Origin of the sequence: Amycolatopsis aidingensis (assembly GCF_018885265.1) — a bacterium.
Lineage (GTDB): Bacteria > Actinomycetota > Actinomycetes > Mycobacteriales > Pseudonocardiaceae > Amycolatopsis > Amycolatopsis aidingensis.
This window is the reverse complement of the sequence record NZ_CP076538.1, coordinates 2,903,315-2,920,037: the sequence shown is the minus strand read 5'-3', so window position 1 is coordinate 2,920,037 and position 16,723 is coordinate 2,903,315. Positions and strand designations below refer to the sequence as shown.

14 protein-coding genes are annotated in these 16,723 nt (G+C 71.8%); 8 read left to right on the top strand and 6 right to left on the bottom strand.

Annotation, left to right across the window (positions count from 1 at the left end):
- Positions 1-35 precede the first annotated feature (35 nt).
- Both KOI47_RS13730 and KOI47_RS13725 read left to right on the top strand, forming a co-directional pair.
- On the top strand, positions 36-1,307 hold the full coding sequence (locus tag KOI47_RS13730; RefSeq protein WP_216216351.1) for a DUF58 domain-containing protein: 1,272 nt from the start codon (positions 36-38) through the stop codon (positions 1,305-1,307).
- Positions 1,304-3,793 (top strand): transglutaminase TgpA family protein, encoded by a 2,490-nt coding sequence (locus KOI47_RS13725; protein ID WP_216216350.1) that lies wholly within the window; start codon positions 1,304-1,306, stop codon positions 3,791-3,793. Before KOI47_RS13730 ends, KOI47_RS13725 begins: the two co-directional genes overlap by 4 nt.
- Positions 3,794-4,022: 229 nt before the next feature.
- Here KOI47_RS13725 and KOI47_RS13720 read toward each other — a convergent pair whose 3' ends face one another.
- From KOI47_RS13720 to KOI47_RS13710, 3 genes are all read right to left on the bottom strand, one after another.
- Positions 4,023-4,427, bottom strand: coding sequence for a DUF3040 domain-containing protein (locus KOI47_RS13720; protein WP_216216349.1), 405 nt, complete (start codon positions 4,425-4,427; stop codon positions 4,023-4,025).
- A gap of 338 nt (positions 4,428-4,765) precedes the next feature.
- Entirely contained in the window at positions 4,766-6,043 is a 1,278-nt protein-coding gene (locus KOI47_RS13715) for a DNA polymerase IV (protein ID WP_216216348.1), read from the bottom strand.
- Between the two features lie 179 nt (positions 6,044-6,222).
- Positions 6,223-6,993, bottom strand: a complete 771-nt coding sequence (locus KOI47_RS13710) for a class I SAM-dependent methyltransferase (protein ID WP_216216347.1) — start codon at positions 6,991-6,993, stop codon at positions 6,223-6,225.
- 60 nt (positions 6,994-7,053) lie between these two features.
- On the opposite strand from KOI47_RS13710, the gene KOI47_RS13705 reads away from it, so the two are divergent.
- The 6 genes from KOI47_RS13705 to KOI47_RS13680 all read left to right on the top strand — a co-directional run bounded on the left by KOI47_RS13705 (position 7,054) and on the right by KOI47_RS13680 (position 13,800).
- The gene (locus tag KOI47_RS13705) at positions 7,054-7,950 is read left to right on the top strand and encodes a ParA family protein (protein ID WP_216216346.1); all 897 of its coding nucleotides are present in this window, start codon (positions 7,054-7,056) and stop codon (positions 7,948-7,950) included.
- A 6-nt stretch (positions 7,951-7,956) separates the two neighbouring features.
- A complete protein-coding gene (locus tag KOI47_RS13700; RefSeq protein ID WP_216216345.1) occupies positions 7,957-8,784 on the top strand; it encodes a DNA-formamidopyrimidine glycosylase family protein in 828 nt (275 codons plus the stop codon).
- A 151-nt stretch (positions 8,785-8,935) separates the two neighbouring features.
- A complete protein-coding gene (locus KOI47_RS13695) occupies positions 8,936-10,555 on the top strand; it encodes an alpha/beta fold hydrolase (RefSeq protein WP_216216344.1) in 1,620 nt (539 codons plus the stop codon).
- A gap of 237 nt (positions 10,556-10,792) precedes the next feature.
- Complete coding sequence (gene add, locus KOI47_RS13690) at positions 10,793-11,815, top strand: adenosine deaminase (protein ID WP_216216343.1); 1,023 nt, start codon at positions 10,793-10,795, stop codon at positions 11,813-11,815.
- Between the two features lie 331 nt (positions 11,816-12,146).
- Positions 12,147-12,707 (top strand): GNAT family N-acetyltransferase, encoded by a 561-nt coding sequence (locus KOI47_RS13685; RefSeq protein WP_216216342.1) that lies wholly within the window; start codon positions 12,147-12,149, stop codon positions 12,705-12,707.
- A 37-nt stretch (positions 12,708-12,744) separates the two neighbouring features.
- Positions 12,745-13,800 (top strand): quinone-dependent dihydroorotate dehydrogenase, encoded by a 1,056-nt coding sequence (locus KOI47_RS13680; protein WP_216216341.1) that lies wholly within the window; start codon positions 12,745-12,747, stop codon positions 13,798-13,800.
- A 30-nt stretch (positions 13,801-13,830) separates the two neighbouring features.
- On the opposite strand, the gene KOI47_RS13675 is transcribed toward KOI47_RS13680, so the two are convergent.
- From KOI47_RS13675 to KOI47_RS13665, 3 genes are all read right to left on the bottom strand, one after another.
- A complete protein-coding gene (locus KOI47_RS13675; RefSeq protein WP_216216340.1) occupies positions 13,831-14,403 on the bottom strand; it encodes a Uma2 family endonuclease in 573 nt (190 codons plus the stop codon).
- Positions 14,404-14,682: 279 nt separating this feature from the next.
- The gene (gene pspM, locus KOI47_RS13670) at positions 14,683-15,627 is read right to left on the bottom strand and encodes a phage shock envelope stress response protein PspM (RefSeq protein ID WP_216216339.1); all 945 of its coding nucleotides are present in this window, start codon (positions 15,625-15,627) and stop codon (positions 14,683-14,685) included.
- 6 nt (positions 15,628-15,633) lie between these two features.
- Positions 15,634-16,515: a PspA/IM30 family protein gene (locus KOI47_RS13665; RefSeq protein ID WP_216216338.1), complete on the bottom strand. Its 882-nt coding sequence runs from the start codon at positions 16,513-16,515 to the stop codon at positions 15,634-15,636.
- Positions 16,516-16,723 lie beyond the last annotated feature (208 nt).

Here is a 16,723-nt window from a genome sequence, read left to right as displayed (position 1 = left end):
CGCCGAGCCGCCCAGCACAGTCCAGGAGTCACTACATGCTGCGTGCGCTGTCCGGACTGACCACCCGCGGCCGCTGCCTGCTCGCGGCCGGGGTCGCGGCCGCGGCCTGCGCCGCCGTGCTGAACGAGCGGGACCTGCTCCGGGTGGCCCTGTTCGTGGTGGCCCTGCCGCTGCTGATCGTGGTGTTCGTGGCTGCAACCAGGGTCCGGATCGGCGCCGGCCGCACCCTGCTGCCGGAACGGGTCGCGGTCGGCCGCTCCGGTGAGGTCCAGCTCGAACTGTGGCGCAACGGCAGGCTGCCCGCGGGCGAGGTGATGCTGGAGGACGGCGTGCCCTACGCGCTCGGCGCCCGGCCCCGGTTCGTGGTGGAGCACCTCCCGCACCACCGTTCGGTGGCCCTGCGCTACTCGCTGCAGCCGGTGCTGCGCGGCATCCAGCAGGTCGGCCCGCTGCGGGCCACCATCACCGACCCGTTCGGGCTGTGCGAGTTCGACCGGGAGCTGATCGGGCACTCGCGGCTGGTGGTGGTGCCCAAGGTGGTCGGGCTGTCCGGCCTGCCGATCGGCGCCGGGATCGGTTCCGGGGACGACGGCAGCATCCGGCTGCACGCAGGGCAGGGCGAGACCGACGTGATCGTGCGCCAGTACCGGCAGGGTGACGACCTGCGCAAAGTGCACTGGCCGTCCACCGCGCGGCGGGACGAGATCATGGTCCGGATCGAGGAACGGCCCTGGCGCGGTGGCACCACGGTGCTGCTGGACCACCGGGCCGCGGCACACCATGGCACCGGTCCGGCGGCCAGCCTGGAATGGGCGGTGTCCTTCAGCGCCAGCGTGTGCCTGCACCTGCGCCGCGCCGGGCACCGCGTGCGGCTGGTCACCGAGCACGGCAACGTGCTGGCGGACACCCCCGGCGAGGGCGGGGAGTACTACGACAACATCGTGCTGGACTCGCTGGCCGCGCTGCAGCCCGCGCACCAGCGGGACATCACCACCGGTTACGACCCGGCGCACGGGCAGGAGCTGATCGCGGTGCTCGGCACGGTGAGCAACGAGAGCGTGCACGAGCTGATCCGGTACCGCCCGCGCGGTACCCGCAGCCTCGCCGTGCTGCTGGACACTCCTACCTGGGCCGGCGGCACCGGCGCCCCGGACCAGCCGGGCTCCACCGCCGAGTCCGCCGCGCTGCTGCGCGCCGCGGGCTGGGGCGTGCTCGTCGCCGGGCCGAACAGCCCGATGCCCGAGGTGTGGTCCGGCCTGTGCACCAGTGCGACCCGGCGCGGCTCACTGATCGGCGGTGTCTCATGACCGCCGCACCACCCCGGCAGGCCCCGCCGCCGCACCAGTTCCAGCCCCAGCGGCCCGCCCGGCAGCCCGCGGCGTGGGGCAACAGCGTGCTCGCCCCGGTCGCGGCCGGGCTGGCCACGGTCTGCGCGGCCACCTCGCTCACCGGCGTGGTCGCGGGCTGGGCCTGGCTGGGCTACGTGATCGTGGCGACCGTCCTGGTGGCCTGCACCGGGCTGGCCCTGCGCACCCTGCGCACCCCGACGCTGGTGGTCGGCCTCGCCCAGCTGGCCGTACTGCTGTTCCTGGTGGTGGGGGTCTTCACCCGCAGCGGCATCCTGGCGATCCTGCCGGGGCCCGCGGCCCTTGCCGAGCTGAACGACGTGCTGGTGGCCTCCTTCGAGCAGGTCCGCACCGGCCTGCCGCCGGTGGATCCCAGCCCGCCGATCCTGTGCCTGGTCACGATCGCGATCGGACTGGTCGCGATCCTGGTGGACACCCTGGCGATCGCGGCGAGTGCCCCCGCGGCCAGCGGCCTGATCCTGCTGTGCGTCTACGCGGTGCCCGCATCCCTTTCCAACGAGCTGCTGCCCTGGTGGACCTTCGCCATCGGCGCCGCCGCCTTCGCCGGGCTGCTCGCCGTTGACGGCAGCCACCGGCACCGGCGCTGGCGCAACCGGGAGGCACCGGGGCTGGGCGGGTCACCGGGTGCGGCCACCGCGCCGATCGCCGTGGTCGTCGTCGCGCTGCTGGTCGGCCTGGTCGCCGGCTCCGGGATGACCGCGATCGGCACCGCGGGGCGGCTGCCCGGCACCGGCGGCGGGGACCAGACCGCGGTCAGCGGCGGGCTGGGCGTCAACCCGTTCACCTCCCTGCGCGGCATGCTGGATCAGGGCGCCAACGTGGAGCTGTTCCGGGTCCGCGGACTCGGCGACGATCAGCGGCTGCTGCGCGCGTTCACGCTGAACACCTACCGCCCGAACGAGGGCTGGGGCCTGCCGGAGGCGATGCCGGCCGGGGTTCCCGCGAACGGCCCGCTGCCCGCGGCGCCGGGGGACAATGGCACCGCGCAGAGCCGGGAGATCCGGATCGAGCCGGTCAACTGGGTGGACGTGTGGCTGCCGGTGTACGGCGCGCCGCGCAACCTGGCCAACATCTCCGACGGCTGGTTCTACGACCAGACCAGCGGCTCGGTGTTCCGCGAGCGGCGGCAGGCGCCGGGGCCGTACACCGAGATGGCCTCGCTGGCCGAGCCCAGCAGGGAAGCGCTGCGCGCCGCGCGGCCGGACCCCTCCGAGGTGCCGCCGATCTACACCGAGGCCGGCCAGGTGGACTCCAGGGTGGTCGCGCTGGCCGAGCAGCTCACCCGCAGCGAGCCGACCACCTTCGACAAGGCCGCCGCGCTCTGGCGCTACTTCACCACCGCGGAGAACGGGTTCACCTACGACACCCGCACCGCGGAGGCCTCCGACTCCGACGCCCTCGCCGACTTCCTGCTCAACGGCAAGCGCGGGTTCTGCGAGCAGTTCGCCTCCGCGATGGCCGTGATGCTGCGGGCACTGGACATCCCGGCCAGGGTGGCGGTCGGCTTCACCACCGGCTACCCCAGCTCCGGTTACCGCTCGATCACCTCGCAGGACGCGCACGCCTGGGTCGAGGTGTACTTCGGCGACAGCGGCTGGGTCTCCTTCGACCCGACCCCGCTTGCCGACGGCCGCGGCTACCTGCCGCCCTACCTGCAACGCGACGACGGCCCCGCGGACTCGCCCTCCGGGGAGTCGGGCGCCGAGCAGCCCTCGGCCTCGGCCTCGCCGGAGCCATCGGCTGGCGCCGAAACCGACCAGAACGCCGTCCCGCTGCCGGAGGGCGCTGCGCAGCCGAACTTCTTCGAGCGGCCGCCTGCCTGGTCCGGCTGGGGCGCCCTGATCGCCGGCCTGGCGGCGCTGGTGCTGACCGTGGCCACGGTGCTGCTCGGCAGGCGCGCCAGCGTGCTGCGCCACCCCGGCGGCGGGGTTCCGGACTGGTTGTCCTGGCTGGTCGGCCTGCTGTGGGTGGTCTCGCTGGTGCTGGCGGGCTGGCAGTTGCACTGGACCTTCGCCCTCGGCCTGCTGAGCATCGTGCTACTCGGGCTGGCGCCCTCGATCGCACGGGAGTTCACCAGGAGGCGCAGGCTGCGCACGATCGCGGCCAGGCAGTCCACCGCGGCCAATGCGGCCTGGGACGAGTTGCTGGACGAATGCGCGGACCGTGGCATCACGATCCCGAAGAGTGACACCGTGCGGGTGGCCGCGCAGAAGGTCGCCCAGCGGCACCACCTCGACGAGGAGGGCAAGGACCACCTGCGCACCGTGGTGGGTGTGGTGGAACGCTCCTGGTACAGCCCGGCGGATCCGACGGGCGACCCCGAGTTCGCCTCGGCCTTCCACGGGTTGCGGCAGAGCCTGCGGCGCAGCGCCCCGGTCTCGCTGCGGGGCAGGCTACTTCCCCGCTCCCTCTTCCGCCGCCGCTAGAACCCCCAGCTCCCCGGCGTGTTTGCCGTCCACGCGCGTGTGTTTGCTCCCTGCGCGCACGCGTTGGCCGTCCATGCACGCGAGTTTGCTGTTTGCGTACGGCCAACAGGCCGACCGGAGCTGGAAGACCCGGGGACGGCCCGGGTCTGCGGGAGTGCGGGGTGCCTCAGCGCAGCACGCCACCCCGTACCCGAGCGGGGCGACTGCTCGGCCCGGGAACGGGGTGGCGCTACTGCTGGTCGTCGAACCGCTGCCGGAAGCGGTCTTCCATCCGCTGTGTGAAGGAACTACGGCGCGGTGGATGCTTCCCGCCCGAGGCGGCCTCGGCGCCGTCGGCGCCTTCTCCGTCCCCGTGCGACCGCAGCGAGGTAACGGCGAGCAGGACCCCGAAGAACATCACCAGGAAGCCGACCACGCTGATCAGCGGGATCTCAGCCACCCGGAACGGCACCATCACGCCCAGCACCAGGAGCGCGACGCCGACGACGAACAGGGCCGCACCCTGGTACCGCCGTTTGCGCGCGGGACGGCGCAGTTTCGTGCCTCGCACCGTAGATGCGAACTTGGGGTCCTCGGCATAGAGCTCGCGCTCGATCTGTTCGAGCAGCCGCTGCTCATGCTCGGAGAGTGGCATGTCTCCTCCTCCGGCACAGCTGTCGCGGGCGCCGGGCCGCGCAACGTCGTGGACCCAACCGACACCCCTGGCGAGGTGTCACCATCAAGGATACGAGCCCCGCGCGCGAACGACTACCCGATCCCGTATCAAGCGTCGAACGGATTTGCGGTAGGGGCCGGCACCGCCCGTTGACCGAGGCGTCACGAGCGGTTCCGACGCTCGTCAGTGCTTGTCCGGAAACGCGCGACACGATCGGCTCGGCGGGGCTCGGACCGCGAGCACGACCTTCACCTCTGCAGGTCATACGCCCCGCCTCCCCGCTCGCGGGCTCCGCCGATCGCGCGTTCGTCCGATCATCAATACGAGTCCGACCGGTTCTCGACCGCCCTGTCAGGTGGCAGCAAGGAGGCCGGCCGGACCGCGGCGGCGCCGAACCGGGACCTGGCGACGTCCGCGGCCACCTCGGCGTGCCGCCAGCGCGGCTCATCCGGCTCGAAGCTGAGCTGCTCCCCCTCGGCCTCCCCGGACAGCCCCTCCACCCGGACCCCGAGCAGCCGCACCGCACCGGTGGCGCCGTGCTCGGTGAGCAGGGACACCGCCGTGGCGTGGATCTCCCTGGCGGTGTCGGTTCCGGACAGCAGGGTCCGCGCCCTGGTGATGGTCCGGAAGTCGGCGAACCGGATCTTGATCGACACCGTGCGCCCGCGCAGGCCCTTGGCCCGCAGTCCGGCCGCGACCCGCTCGGACAGCCGCAACAGCTCCCGCTCCAGCGCCCGCCGGTCGTGCTGGTCCACATCGAAGGTGTGCTCGGCGCCCAGCGACTTCTCCTGCGCGTCCGGCACCACCGGCCGCTCGTCCCGGCCCGCGGCCAGCTCGTGCAGGTGGTCGCCGAGTGCGGTGCCCAGTGAGCGCCGCAGCCGCGGCAGCGGGGCGCCGGCGATATCGCCGATGGTGTCCAGGCCGAGCTGGCGCAGGTGCGCCTCGGTGCGCTTGCCGACGCCCCACAGCGCGGACACCGGCAGCGGATGCAGGAAGTCCAGCGTGTGCTCGGCCGGCACCACCACCATGCCGTCGGGTTTGGCCATCCCGGAGGCGAGCTTGGCGATGAACTTGACCGGCGCCACCCCGACCGAGCAGGCGATCCCGTGCTCGGCGGCCACCCGCTGCCGGATCAGGGCGCCGAGCCCGGCCGGGGTGCTGTGCAACCGGCGTAGCGCGCCACTGACGTCCAGGAAGGCCTCGTCCAGGCTGAGTGGCTCCACCAGCGGGGTCAGCTCGGCGAAGATCGCCAGCACGCCACGGGAGACCTCCGCGTAGAGCCCGCGGGTGGGCGGCAGGTAGACCGCCTGCGGGCAGAGCCGCCTGGCGGCCCCTACCGGCATGGCCGAGTGCACGCCGTACTTGCGCGCCGGGTAGTTGGCGGACAGCACCACCGAGCGAGGGCCCGCTCCGGCCACGATCACCGGCCGGTCCACCAGCTCGGGCCGGGTGCGCAGCTCGACCGCCGCGAAGAAGGCGTCCATGTCGACGTGCAGCACGCCGCAGCCGGTGTCGTCCGGCCACGCCTCGGGCGGCGCCGTCTGCTCGACGCGGAACCGCGCGAAGTCAGCGGGCAGGCCCGCGTTCGCTCCCATCGGTTCCCAGGCTACGGGCTGGTCAAGAAGTTGCTTGCCTGACGTGATGCGTGGGCGCGCGTCCGAGCCGCAGGCCTCGCGAACCCGGCTGCGGGCCGCCTGCCAGCCCGGCGCACCGGCCATGACCGAGGCACGGCCCGTAGACGGGTTCGGCGATCGCGCGCCTTCTCGAACACAGGCTAGCTGCGGGGGCGGGTGGCCAGCGCGTGCAACCGGCCCGCGATATCCCGCAGCGGGGGCGTGTTCGCCGCCAGCGCCTCGAACTCGGCCAGCTCGGTCTCCCAGGTACCGACTTCGGCCTCGGCATCGGCCGGGTGTGCCGCGGGCTGCGCGGCATCCGGCACGACCCCGTCCCCCTGCAGCAGCGTGATCTCCAGCCCGGCCCCGACCAGCAGTTCGGCCAGCCGCGCGGTGTCCAGCCTGCGCAACAGGGTCTCGCCGTCCTCGGCCAGCACGCCCTCCGGGCTGGCCAGCAACTGCCGGGCGGTGGTCAGCCTGCCGGCGAGCGCCCGGTGCAGGACCGCGGCGTGCCGGTTGGCCACCAGCACCGACACCGTCCCGCCGGGAGCCAGCACCCCGGCCAGCGCGGCCGCGGTCGCGCTCGGGTCGTCCACCACCTCGAACAGCCCATGCGCGAGCACCAGGTCGGCCGAGCCCGCCGGCACGTGCCGGTGCAGGGCCTCGGAGTCGTCGGCGACCACGGTGATCCGGTCGGCAACCCCGCCTTCCTCGGCCCGCCTGCGCAGCGTGGCCAGCGCGTTCGGGTTGGGCTCGACCACCGTCACCTGGCAGCCGGAGGAGGCGAACGGCACCGCCCAGCCGCCGCTGCCGCCGCCGACATCGACCACCCTGGGCTGTTCGATCCCGCGTGCCCGGGTCTCCGCCAGCGAGGCCTCCAGCACGGTTCGCACCGCCGCCGAGCCGCGACCTGCGGATGTGTCCGTTCGCATGGGTCCCGAGGGTAGCCGGGCCTGGTGTGCCCCCGGCGCATGCCCCGTAGGCTTGGCGGCGTGCACACGGTCGCGGTACTCAGCCTCAAGGGAGGCGTCGGGAAAACGACGGTTGCGCTCGGCATCGCCTCCGCAGCCCTGCGCCGGGGTGCACGCGCGCTGGTCGGTGACCTCGACCCCCAGGGCAACGCCACGGCCACCCTCGACCCGCCGTTGACCGAGGCGACGCTGGTCGAGGTCCTGGAGACCCCCCGGCGCGCGGTCATCGACCGGGCGATCGCGCCGAGTGCGTGGAGCGAGGACCTCGACGTACTGGTCGGCTGCGAGGAGCTGGAGCTGCTGAACGAGCCGGGCAGCAGCGGGCGGCGGCTGGACAACCTGGCCAGGGCGCTGGACGAGCTGCACGACAACCCGCCGGAGCAGGGCCCCTACGAGCTGGCCATCCTGGACTGCCCGCCCTCGCTGGGCAGGCTCACCCGCTCGGCCCTGATGGCCGCGGACAGTGCGCTGCTGGTCACCGAGCCGACCATGTACGCGGTCGCAGGCGCCGAGCGCGCGCTGGAGGCGATCGAGACGATCCGCGCCGAGCACAACCCGAACCTGCGTCCGGCCGGGGTACTGGTGAACCGGCTGCGGGTGCGCTCCTACGAGCATCAGTACCGGATCGGCGAGCTCAGGGAGGCCTTCGGCAGGCTGGTGATGCCGACCGCCATCCCGGACCGGCTGGCCATCCAGCAGGCGCAGGGCGCGTGCCTGCCGATCCACGAGTGGACCTCACCGGGCGCGCAGGAGATCGCGCTCACCTTCAACATGGTGCTGGCCAAGATCCTGCGGTCGGACCGGGCCGGGCGGCACCGCCTCGCCATGCGGGAGGGCGAGAGCGAGCCCGAGACCGAGGCCGAGACGACCTCGGAGTTCCCCGCCACCCCCGCCTACGCCGAGCCCGAGACCGGCTGAGCGGGCGTGCCCGAGGGCGACACCGTCTTCCGCTCCGGGCGGATCCTGGAGCGGGCGCTGGCCGGGCAGGTGCTGCGCCGCACCGAGTTCCGGCACCCGGCGCTGGCCACCGCCGACCTCAGCGGGCAGCGGGTTTCCGAGGTCCGCACCGTGGGTAAGCACCTGTTCACCCGGTTCTCCGGCGGGCTGAGCCTGCACAGTCACCTGCGGATGGATGGTTCCTGGCAGGTGCTGCGGCCGGGTGGGCGGTGGCGGATGCCTGCGCACCACGCCAGGGTGATCCTGGCCGCGGACACCGCCGAGGCCGTCGGGTTCCGGCTGCACGACCTGCAGTTGTTACCGACCGCCGAGGAGTCCCGGCTGACCGGCCACCTCGGCCCGGATCTGCTGGATCCACAGTGGACCGAAGAACACGCGCGCATCGCCGCCGGGAAGCTGGCCGCCGACCCACACCGGGAACTCGGCCTCGCCCTGCTGGATCAGCGGATCATGGCCGGAGTCGGCAATCTCTACAAGGTGGAGATCTGTTTCCTGCTCGGAGTTTCGCCGTGGACCCCAGTGTCTGATGTGGACACAGAGCGGGTGGTCGCACTGGCACGCAAGTTGTTGCTTGCCAACGCCTGGCGACCCGAGCAGAGCACCACCGGGGAGCTGGCCCGCGGCAGGCGGAACTGGGTGTACGAGCGCGGCCGGCACGGCTGCTTCCGCTGTGGCGGGCGGGTTCGTGTCGCCACCCAGGGTGCCGGGGTGCACGGCAGGCCGACCTGGTTCTGCCCGCGCTGCCAACCGGGCCCTTGCCCACCCACCGGCCAGGACCCGGCCGGGCGCCCCTGAAGCAGCACGCCGGTCCGGTCCCGTCCCGCACGCGCTTATCTACCGCTTATCACCGGATGGTTAACGTTCCGCCCGCTCGATCCTGCCGACATGACGCTGAATGGAGAGCGATCCGGTGAACATCCGACACGGGATGACATATCGCCGCGGGGTGACAACCGTTGCCGTGCTGGCTACCGCCATGGGACTGGTGGCAGCCCCGGCAGCGGCCGAGACTCCCCCGCCGGCGCAGTACTACCAGCAGCACCTGTCGTGGGCGCCGTGCGAACCGGGACCGACTCCCCCCGGCATTCCGCGGGAGGAGTGGGAGGAGCAGTGGCGCGGCCTGGAATGTTCCACCGTGACCGTGCCCATGGACTACCGGAACCCGGACGACGGCAGGCTCAGTATCGCGGTGAGCCGCCGCAAGGCCGATGACCCGGCCCGGCGACAGGGCGTGCTGCTGTTGAACCCCGGCGGACCCGGTGGCTCGGGGATGCTGATGCCGCACAGCCTGGCGGAGAACGAGGTGGCAGGCAGCTTCGACCTGATCGGCTTCGACCCCCGCGGGGTGGGCAGGTCCACCCCGCTCCGGTGCGAGGCAGGCCACCGGGAGGAGCGCCGGACCCGGCCCACGGACGAACAGTTCCCCGCGATCGCGGCGGCGGCACTCGACCGGGAACGTGCCTGCCAGCGGGCGGGCGGTGGTCTCCGGCGGCATGTCAACACGGCGAACACCGCACGGGACATGGACGTGATCAGGGCGGCCCTCGCCGAGCAGAAGATCAACTATCTGGGCTTCTCCTACGGTACCTATCTCGGTGCCGTGTACGGCAGCCTGTTCCCCGGCCGGCTCAACCGCAGCGTGCTCGACTCGTCGATGCATCCGGACTGGCTCTACTACGAGCAGTCCAAGCAGCAGGCGGTCGCGGCACGGGAGAACGTCGATGCCTGGGCGGCCTGGGTGGCCGAACGGAACGACACCTACCACCTCGGTGAGTCGGCGCAACAGGTGCGGGCCCACCTGGAAACCCTGCGCGAGCGGCTGGCGGCCACGCCGGTGCCCTGGCCCGAGCAGCCCGGCTCCCCGCGGATCGACGGCAACCTCTTCGACATGATGCTGGGTTACCAAACCCCGTACCGTCCAGGATGGGCGCTGTTCACCGAATTCGTCATCAAGATCGAGAACGCGGTCGGCGGCACGCTGGACCCCGAAGCGGGCAGGGCCCTCGCCACCCTCGCCGGCTACACGATCCCCGAACTGCACAACGGCGTCTTCCCGACCGTGACCTGTGAGGCCGAGTGGCCCACCGACCTCAACATCTACTACGACCAGATGCGGCTGTTCCGCGAGCGGTACCCCTACGGTCCGGGCGCCTCCGCGGCCGGACCGACCGAATGCACGTTCCGCTCGTTCACCCCGCCCGAGCCGGTCACCGAGCTGGAGCGCGATGGCTACCCGGTCGGGGTCGTGGTACAGGCCGAGTTCGATCCCGCAACCCAGTACGACGGCGGCCCCGCGATGGCGAGCAAGCTCGGCAACAACCTGATCTCCGTCGCGGACGAGGGCGCGCACGGCCTCTACGGCCGCAACGACTGTGCCACCAGGAAGATCGACGACTACCTCGTCAACGGGATCCTGCCAGGGTCGCACACCGTCTGTGCCGGCACACCGCCGCCCGACGTTCCTGCCGATGGGTCCACGACCCGCTCGGCGCCCCGGTCCCACAAGTCGCTCGAGGAACGCGCCGACGACCTGATCGACATCACCAAGCTCGACCGGTCGTTCTGACCCACCGCATGGCGCACCCCGGGTGCCCGGACCGGGCACCCGGGGTGGCGGCTGAGGCATGCGGTTCCCGGCCGCGATACGGCCGGACCCCTTGCCCGACCGGGTAACCTCTGGATCATGCCGACTTATCAGCTTCCGCTGTACGGCAGCGACCGCGAACGCGGCGATCTCGCTCCCTGACCGACGGGTCGCTTCATCCACCCGTCCCGCTTTCACCTTCTTCTCAGGGAGTTCCGCATGCCCGAAAACTCCGCCCTGCGCGATTTCGTCGCTGCCCTGCCCAAAGTCGAACTACACGTCCATCTCGTCGGCTCGGCCGGCATCGAGACGGTGACCTCGCTGGCCCGCAGGCACCCAGCCTCCGGGGTGCCGACCGACCCCGGCCGGCTGCGCGAGTTCTTCACCTTCCGCGACTTCGACCACTTCCTCAAGGTGTACTGGGCCGTGCAGCAGTTGCTGCGCGACAGTACCGACATCCACCTGCTGGTCACCGGGCTCGCCGCGGACCTGGCCGCGCAGAACTGCCGCTACGCGGAGGTGACCGTCACCCCGTACAACCACCTGCTGGACGGCATCCCCGGCGACGAGCTGCTCACCGGCCTTTCCACCGGTCGCGCGGCCGCGGCCACGGAGCATGGGGTGGAACTGGCCTGGTGCTTCGACATTCCCGGGGAGAAGGGCACCAGGGCCGGGAAGGAAACCCTGGTCTTCGCGCTGACCAACCGGCCGGAAGGCCTGGTCAGCTTCGGCCTCGGCGGCCCGGAGGTGGGTGTCGGGCGGGCCCAGTTCGAGCCCTACTTCACCGCCGCGCGGGAGGCCGGCCTGCACAGCGTCCCGCACGCGGGGGAGACCACCGGACCGGCGACGATCTGGTCGGCCCTGCACGACCTCGGCGCCGAGCGGATCGGGCACGGAACGAGCTGCGCCTCGGATCCCCGGCTGCTGGAGTACCTCGGCACGCACGGGATCTCACTGGAGGTGTGTCCCACCTCCAACGTGCGCACCCGGCAGGTCCCCTCGATCGAGGCACATCCGGTGCGCCGGATGCTCGACCACGGGCTGCGCGTGACGCTGAACACGGACGACCCGCCGATGTTCGGGGCCACGCTGAACGGGGAGTACCTCGCCGTCGCCGAGACCCTCGGCCTGCAACCGGCGGAACTGGCCCAACTGGCCCGCAACGGCGTCGAGGCCTCGTTCCTCGATGGTCCCGCCCGCGCCGGGCTGCTCGCCGAGATCGACCGCACGGTCGCCGGCTGATCACGAAATCTTGTTGCCGCGCCACGGACTCTTGCCTAGCGTGGCGGGTACACGGGAAAGGAGGTGGTCCAAAGTTGATTAACTACAGGACTCGTGAGGTGGCTGTCCGCTGACGGGCGGCATACGACAGGACTTTCCGGCAGGAGACCACTTCCAGACAGTCACCTGCTTTCGTGTGCTTGCCTTTCGGTGAATACCAGGCAGTCACCGGACCCCTGACGCTCCCGGGCACCGGTCCGGCCCGGGCCCGGCCTCCGCGGCCGGGAGCGGCGTCGGGGGTTTCCTGTTCCAAGGGTCGCTCCGCGGGCGCCGGACGGCTAGCGTGGCGATCATGCTGCGGCCGGAGTTCCCGATCCGCACCGCCCGGCTCGACCTTCGCCCGTTCACGATGGCCGATCTCGCGCAGGTGCATGCCTACCAGTCCCGCGCGGACGTCGCCCGGTACCTGTACTGGGAGCCGCGCTCGGCCGCCGAGGTCGAGGCGGCGCTGGCGCGCAGGCTCACCAGGGACCGGCTGACGCGGGAGGGCGACTGCCTCAGCCTGGCGGTCCGGCGGCTGGACACCGGCGACCTGATCGGCGAGCTCAACCTGGACTGGCTGAGCGAGCCCAACCGCAGCGGGGAGATCGGCTTCATCTTCCATCCCGACCAGCACGGCAACGGCTTCGCCACCGAGGCGGCCACGGAACTGCTTCGCCTTGGCTTCGCCGGGTTGGGCCTGCACCGGATCATCGCCCGGTGCGACGCGCGGAACGCGGCCTCGGCCGGGGTCATGGCGCGGCTCGGCATGCGCCGCGAGGCACACCTGCGGCACAGCGAGATCGTCAAGGGCAGGTGGGCCGACACCCTGATCTACGCGATGCTCGACACCGAGTGGCCGCCGGGCACCTGACCCCGTGCCCCGCGGGTACATGCGGCAGCATGGGGCCGTGCTGTTCGACAAGATCGTCCGGCCCGCGCTGTACCGGCTGGGCCGCAACGACCCGGAGGTGGTGCACGAGCGCACCATCGGCGCACTGAGCCGGATCGGCGCCGCGCGCCCCGTACTGGCCGCATTGCGACGTCACTACCGGATCGACGCGCCGAGCACCGTGTTCGGGCTGCGCTTTCCCGGCCCGGTGGGGCTGGCCGCCGGGATGGACAAGGACGGGCGGGCACTCGCCGCCTGGCCCGCGCTCGGCTTCGGCTTCGTCGAGGTCGGTACGGTCACCTGGCTACCGCAGCCGGGAAACCCCAGGCCACGGCTGTTCGTGCTGCCCGAAAGCAACGCGGTGATCAACCGCATGGGGTTCAACAACGCGGGCGCACAGGCACTGGCCGCGCGGCTGGCCGCCGCAGGGAAGCCCGCGGTGCCGCTCGGGATCAGCATCGGCAAGTCCAAGGCGGTCGCGGTGGCCGACGCGGTGCCCGACTACCTGGCCTCGCTGGAAGCCCTGTACCCCTACGCGGACTACTTCGCGATCAACGTCAGCTCGCCGAACACGCCGGGACTGCGGACGCTGCAGGACCGTGGCGCGCTGGACGAGCTGCTGGCCGAACTGCGGTCCGCCTCGGCCGCGCTGGCAGGCCGGGCAGGCCGGGCCGACGTGCCGCTGCTGGTGAAGGTCGCCCCGGACCTCACCGAGGACGCCCTCGCGGAACTGCTGGAGGTCTGCGACCGGCGCGGGGTGTCCGGCATCATCGCCACCAACACCACCCTCGGCCGGGGCGGTGTCTCCCCCGGCGAGAACCGGCTCGCCGGGGAGACCGGTGGGCTGTCCGGAGGGCCGCTGGCCACCCGCGCCCGGGAGGTGGTGCGGTTCGTGTACGAGCAGACCGGGGGCAGGCTGCCGATCATCGGCGTCGGCGGGATCGCCGGCCCGCAGGAGGCGGCGCGGATGCTGGACGCCGGGGCGAGCCTGGTGCAGGTCTATACCGGTTTCGCCCTGCACGGGCCGGGGGTGGTGCGGCGGATCAACCGGGCACTGGCGGCCCGGCCCCGGTGAAACGCGATCACGCAAGCCCGGATCGTGGCGTCACGCCGGGTACATCTGTGAGTAGGTACTCACGAGTGATTGAGCACTGACCTGTACGGGGTAGGGTTCGTCCAACTCGGCGGTCTCGGTGCCGACCACGGTGGTCCGCACCACCAGCTGATCGTCCTGCCGCACGAAGCATCGCACGCTCGGCTCGTCCGGATCGACGACCCAGTAGTGCGGGCAACCGGCCTCGGCGAGCTTGGCCCGCTTGAGTTGCAGGTCCACCAGGCGCGTGCTGCGGGAGAGCACCTCCACCGCGAGCACCGGCGGCCCGACCAGCGCACGGTCGGTGAAGTCCTCCCTGCGCGCGACGATGACGTCCGGGATGAGCACGGTGTCCTCGGCAAGCACCACGTCCACCGGTGCCGGAAGCACTTCCAGCCAGCGCGGACACGAGCGGCCCAGCAGTTCGAGCAGCCGGGCCACGGCGCGCTGGTGCACCGGACGGGGCGAGGGGCTCATTACCAGTACCCCGTCCACCAGTTCATAGCGATGCCCGTCATCTGGGATCGCCTCCAGGTCTGCCTTCGTCAGCGGTCGACCGTGGGGGAATGGCGGAACGCTTCCCATCCTGCGGCCCTTTCCTGGGAGACACCAGCAACGGCAAAAGCGACGGACTCGCAAACTCCGCTCAAACTTACGCGGATGTGGGACCCGACCGGCAGAGCCAAGAACATCTGCCCGCCGGCGCCCGCAAGCGCACGTCACCCTATGTGCCCTGGTTGGGCGGACTTGCTGCGCCATCCTAGCGACGCTACGGCCACCTAGGTGATTTTCGCCCCGGTGGCCACCCGCGTGTCCCGCCGACAGCCCCGGTCACCCTGCGCAGCCAACTCGCGGAAGCTGTGGTCAGGAGAGTTCGCGCAGGGCCACGGCGAGACCGGCGAGCCGATCGGTGGCGTCGGTGAGGGCCTCCTTGGCGGGCTGCACTCCCCCGCTGCTGGCGGCCACCGCCCGGCCGGCCGCGGCAACCAGGCTGCCGTACTCCTCCAGCCCTTCGTCCAGCTGCTCGCCCAGGCCACGCACGGCCGCCTCGAGCTGGCCGCGTTCGCCCGCCGGCGCGTTCTCGGTGGCCCGCTCGATGGCCTGGATGCGCGCGGCCAGGTTGCGCAGCGCGGCGGCCGCCTCGTCCGCCGTGGCCCGCGCGTCCTCCACCGAGACCTCGGGCACGGCGGCGGAGACCCCGGCAGGCGGCTTGGCGAGCTGGGTGAGCAGCTCGGTGAGCGAGGCCTCGCTCTCGGCGAGCCGCTCCATCGGTGCACGGGCTGCCGAGGTCGAGGGCGGCAGCGGCGGTGGAGCCGTGCTGGCGGGCAGCTCGGTCCGGTTCAGCGTGCGCAGCCGCAGCCCGGCCCGCACACCGAGGGCACCGAACACCACGGCGGCGGCGACCCCGCCGAGCACCAGCCCGGACATCATGGTCGCGCCGGTCACTCCGGCCACCACGGCGAGCCCGCTCAGGATCGTCAGCACGATCCACAGCGTGAGCGCCCGCGAGGTCCGCCGCTTGCGGCGTTCCAGCTTGGCCGCCGGCTCGTTCCACCGCTCCCATTTGGACTTCAGCTCGGCCACCATCGGCACGTCCTCGACCGAGGTGGGCAGCGGCAGGCCGGGACGGCGTCCCCGGGAGCCCTGGCCGGACCCGCCGTCCCGCTGCTCGGCGGGCAGATAACGCTCCACCTGCCGGTAGGCGCGCTGCGCGTAGTCGGGCAGGTGCTCGAGATGCTTCTCCAGCCTGGCCTTGAAATCGCCGAAATCGCGGAACTCCCCGTATCCGCGCCGTCCCGGACCCGCCATCGCCGGTTACGCCTGGTTCTTCTGCTGTTCCGCCTGGACGCGGGCCTGGATCTCCTGCTGGACGTTCGCACTCGGCGCCGAACCGGCCTGGCCCGAGGCCGTTCCCGAGCCCGCGGCGGCCTTGTCCCCCGCACCGGCGGAGCCATCGGTCACCTGGGCCACCGACTCCCCCTTCATCGAGGCGCGGATCTGCTCCAGCCTGCTGTGCCCGGCGAGCTGGGTGGTGGAGTGCTGCACTTCCATCATCCGGCCCTGCACCGAGTTCTGCGCCAGCTCGGCCGAACCGAGGGCCGTGGTGTAGCGCTTCTCGATCTTGTCCCGCACCTCGTCCAGCGAGGGGGTGTTGCCCGGCGCGGCCAGCTCGGTCATCTGGTTCAGCGAGGCCGAGACCTTCTCCTGCATCTTGGCCTGCTCCAGCTGGGAAAGCAGCTTGGTGCGCTCGGCCAGCTTCTGCTGCAGCATCGAGGCGTTGCGCTCGACGGCCTGCTTGGCCTGGTCCGCAGCCTGCAGCGACTGATCGTGCAGGTTCTTCAGGTCCTCGATGCTCTGCTCGGCGGTCACCAGCTGGGCGGCGAACCCTTCGGCGGCGTTCTCGAACTCGGTCGCCTTCTGCTCGTCACCCTTCGACCTGGCCTCCTCGGCCAGCACGAGCGCCTGCCTGGTGGACGCCTGCAGCTTCTCCACCTCGCCGAGCTGGCGGTTCAGCTTCATCTCCAGCTGCCGCTGGTTACCGATCACCGATGCGGCCTGCTGGGAGAGCGCCTGGTGATTACGCTGCGCCTCCTCGATGGCCTGCTGGATCTGCACCTTCGGATCGGCATGCTCGTCAACCTTCGACGAGAACGCCGCCATGAGGTACTTCCAGAACTTCACGAAAGGGTTGGCCATCTCCTCCGCCTGCCTTCTTGCGTCCCACGTGCCTGTCGATCCGCTGGTCGGTGGACGTCGAACTTCCCCTGTGCAGCTGTCAACGTCCCGACCGCGGCGTTGGGTTCCATCGTGTCAGGTCAGCGCCCGTCGTTCCAGGCGACCCCACGGAAATCAGGGGCAGGTTCAGGGTGCCGACCTGCCTGGGCCCTCCGGAACCCCGGACGGC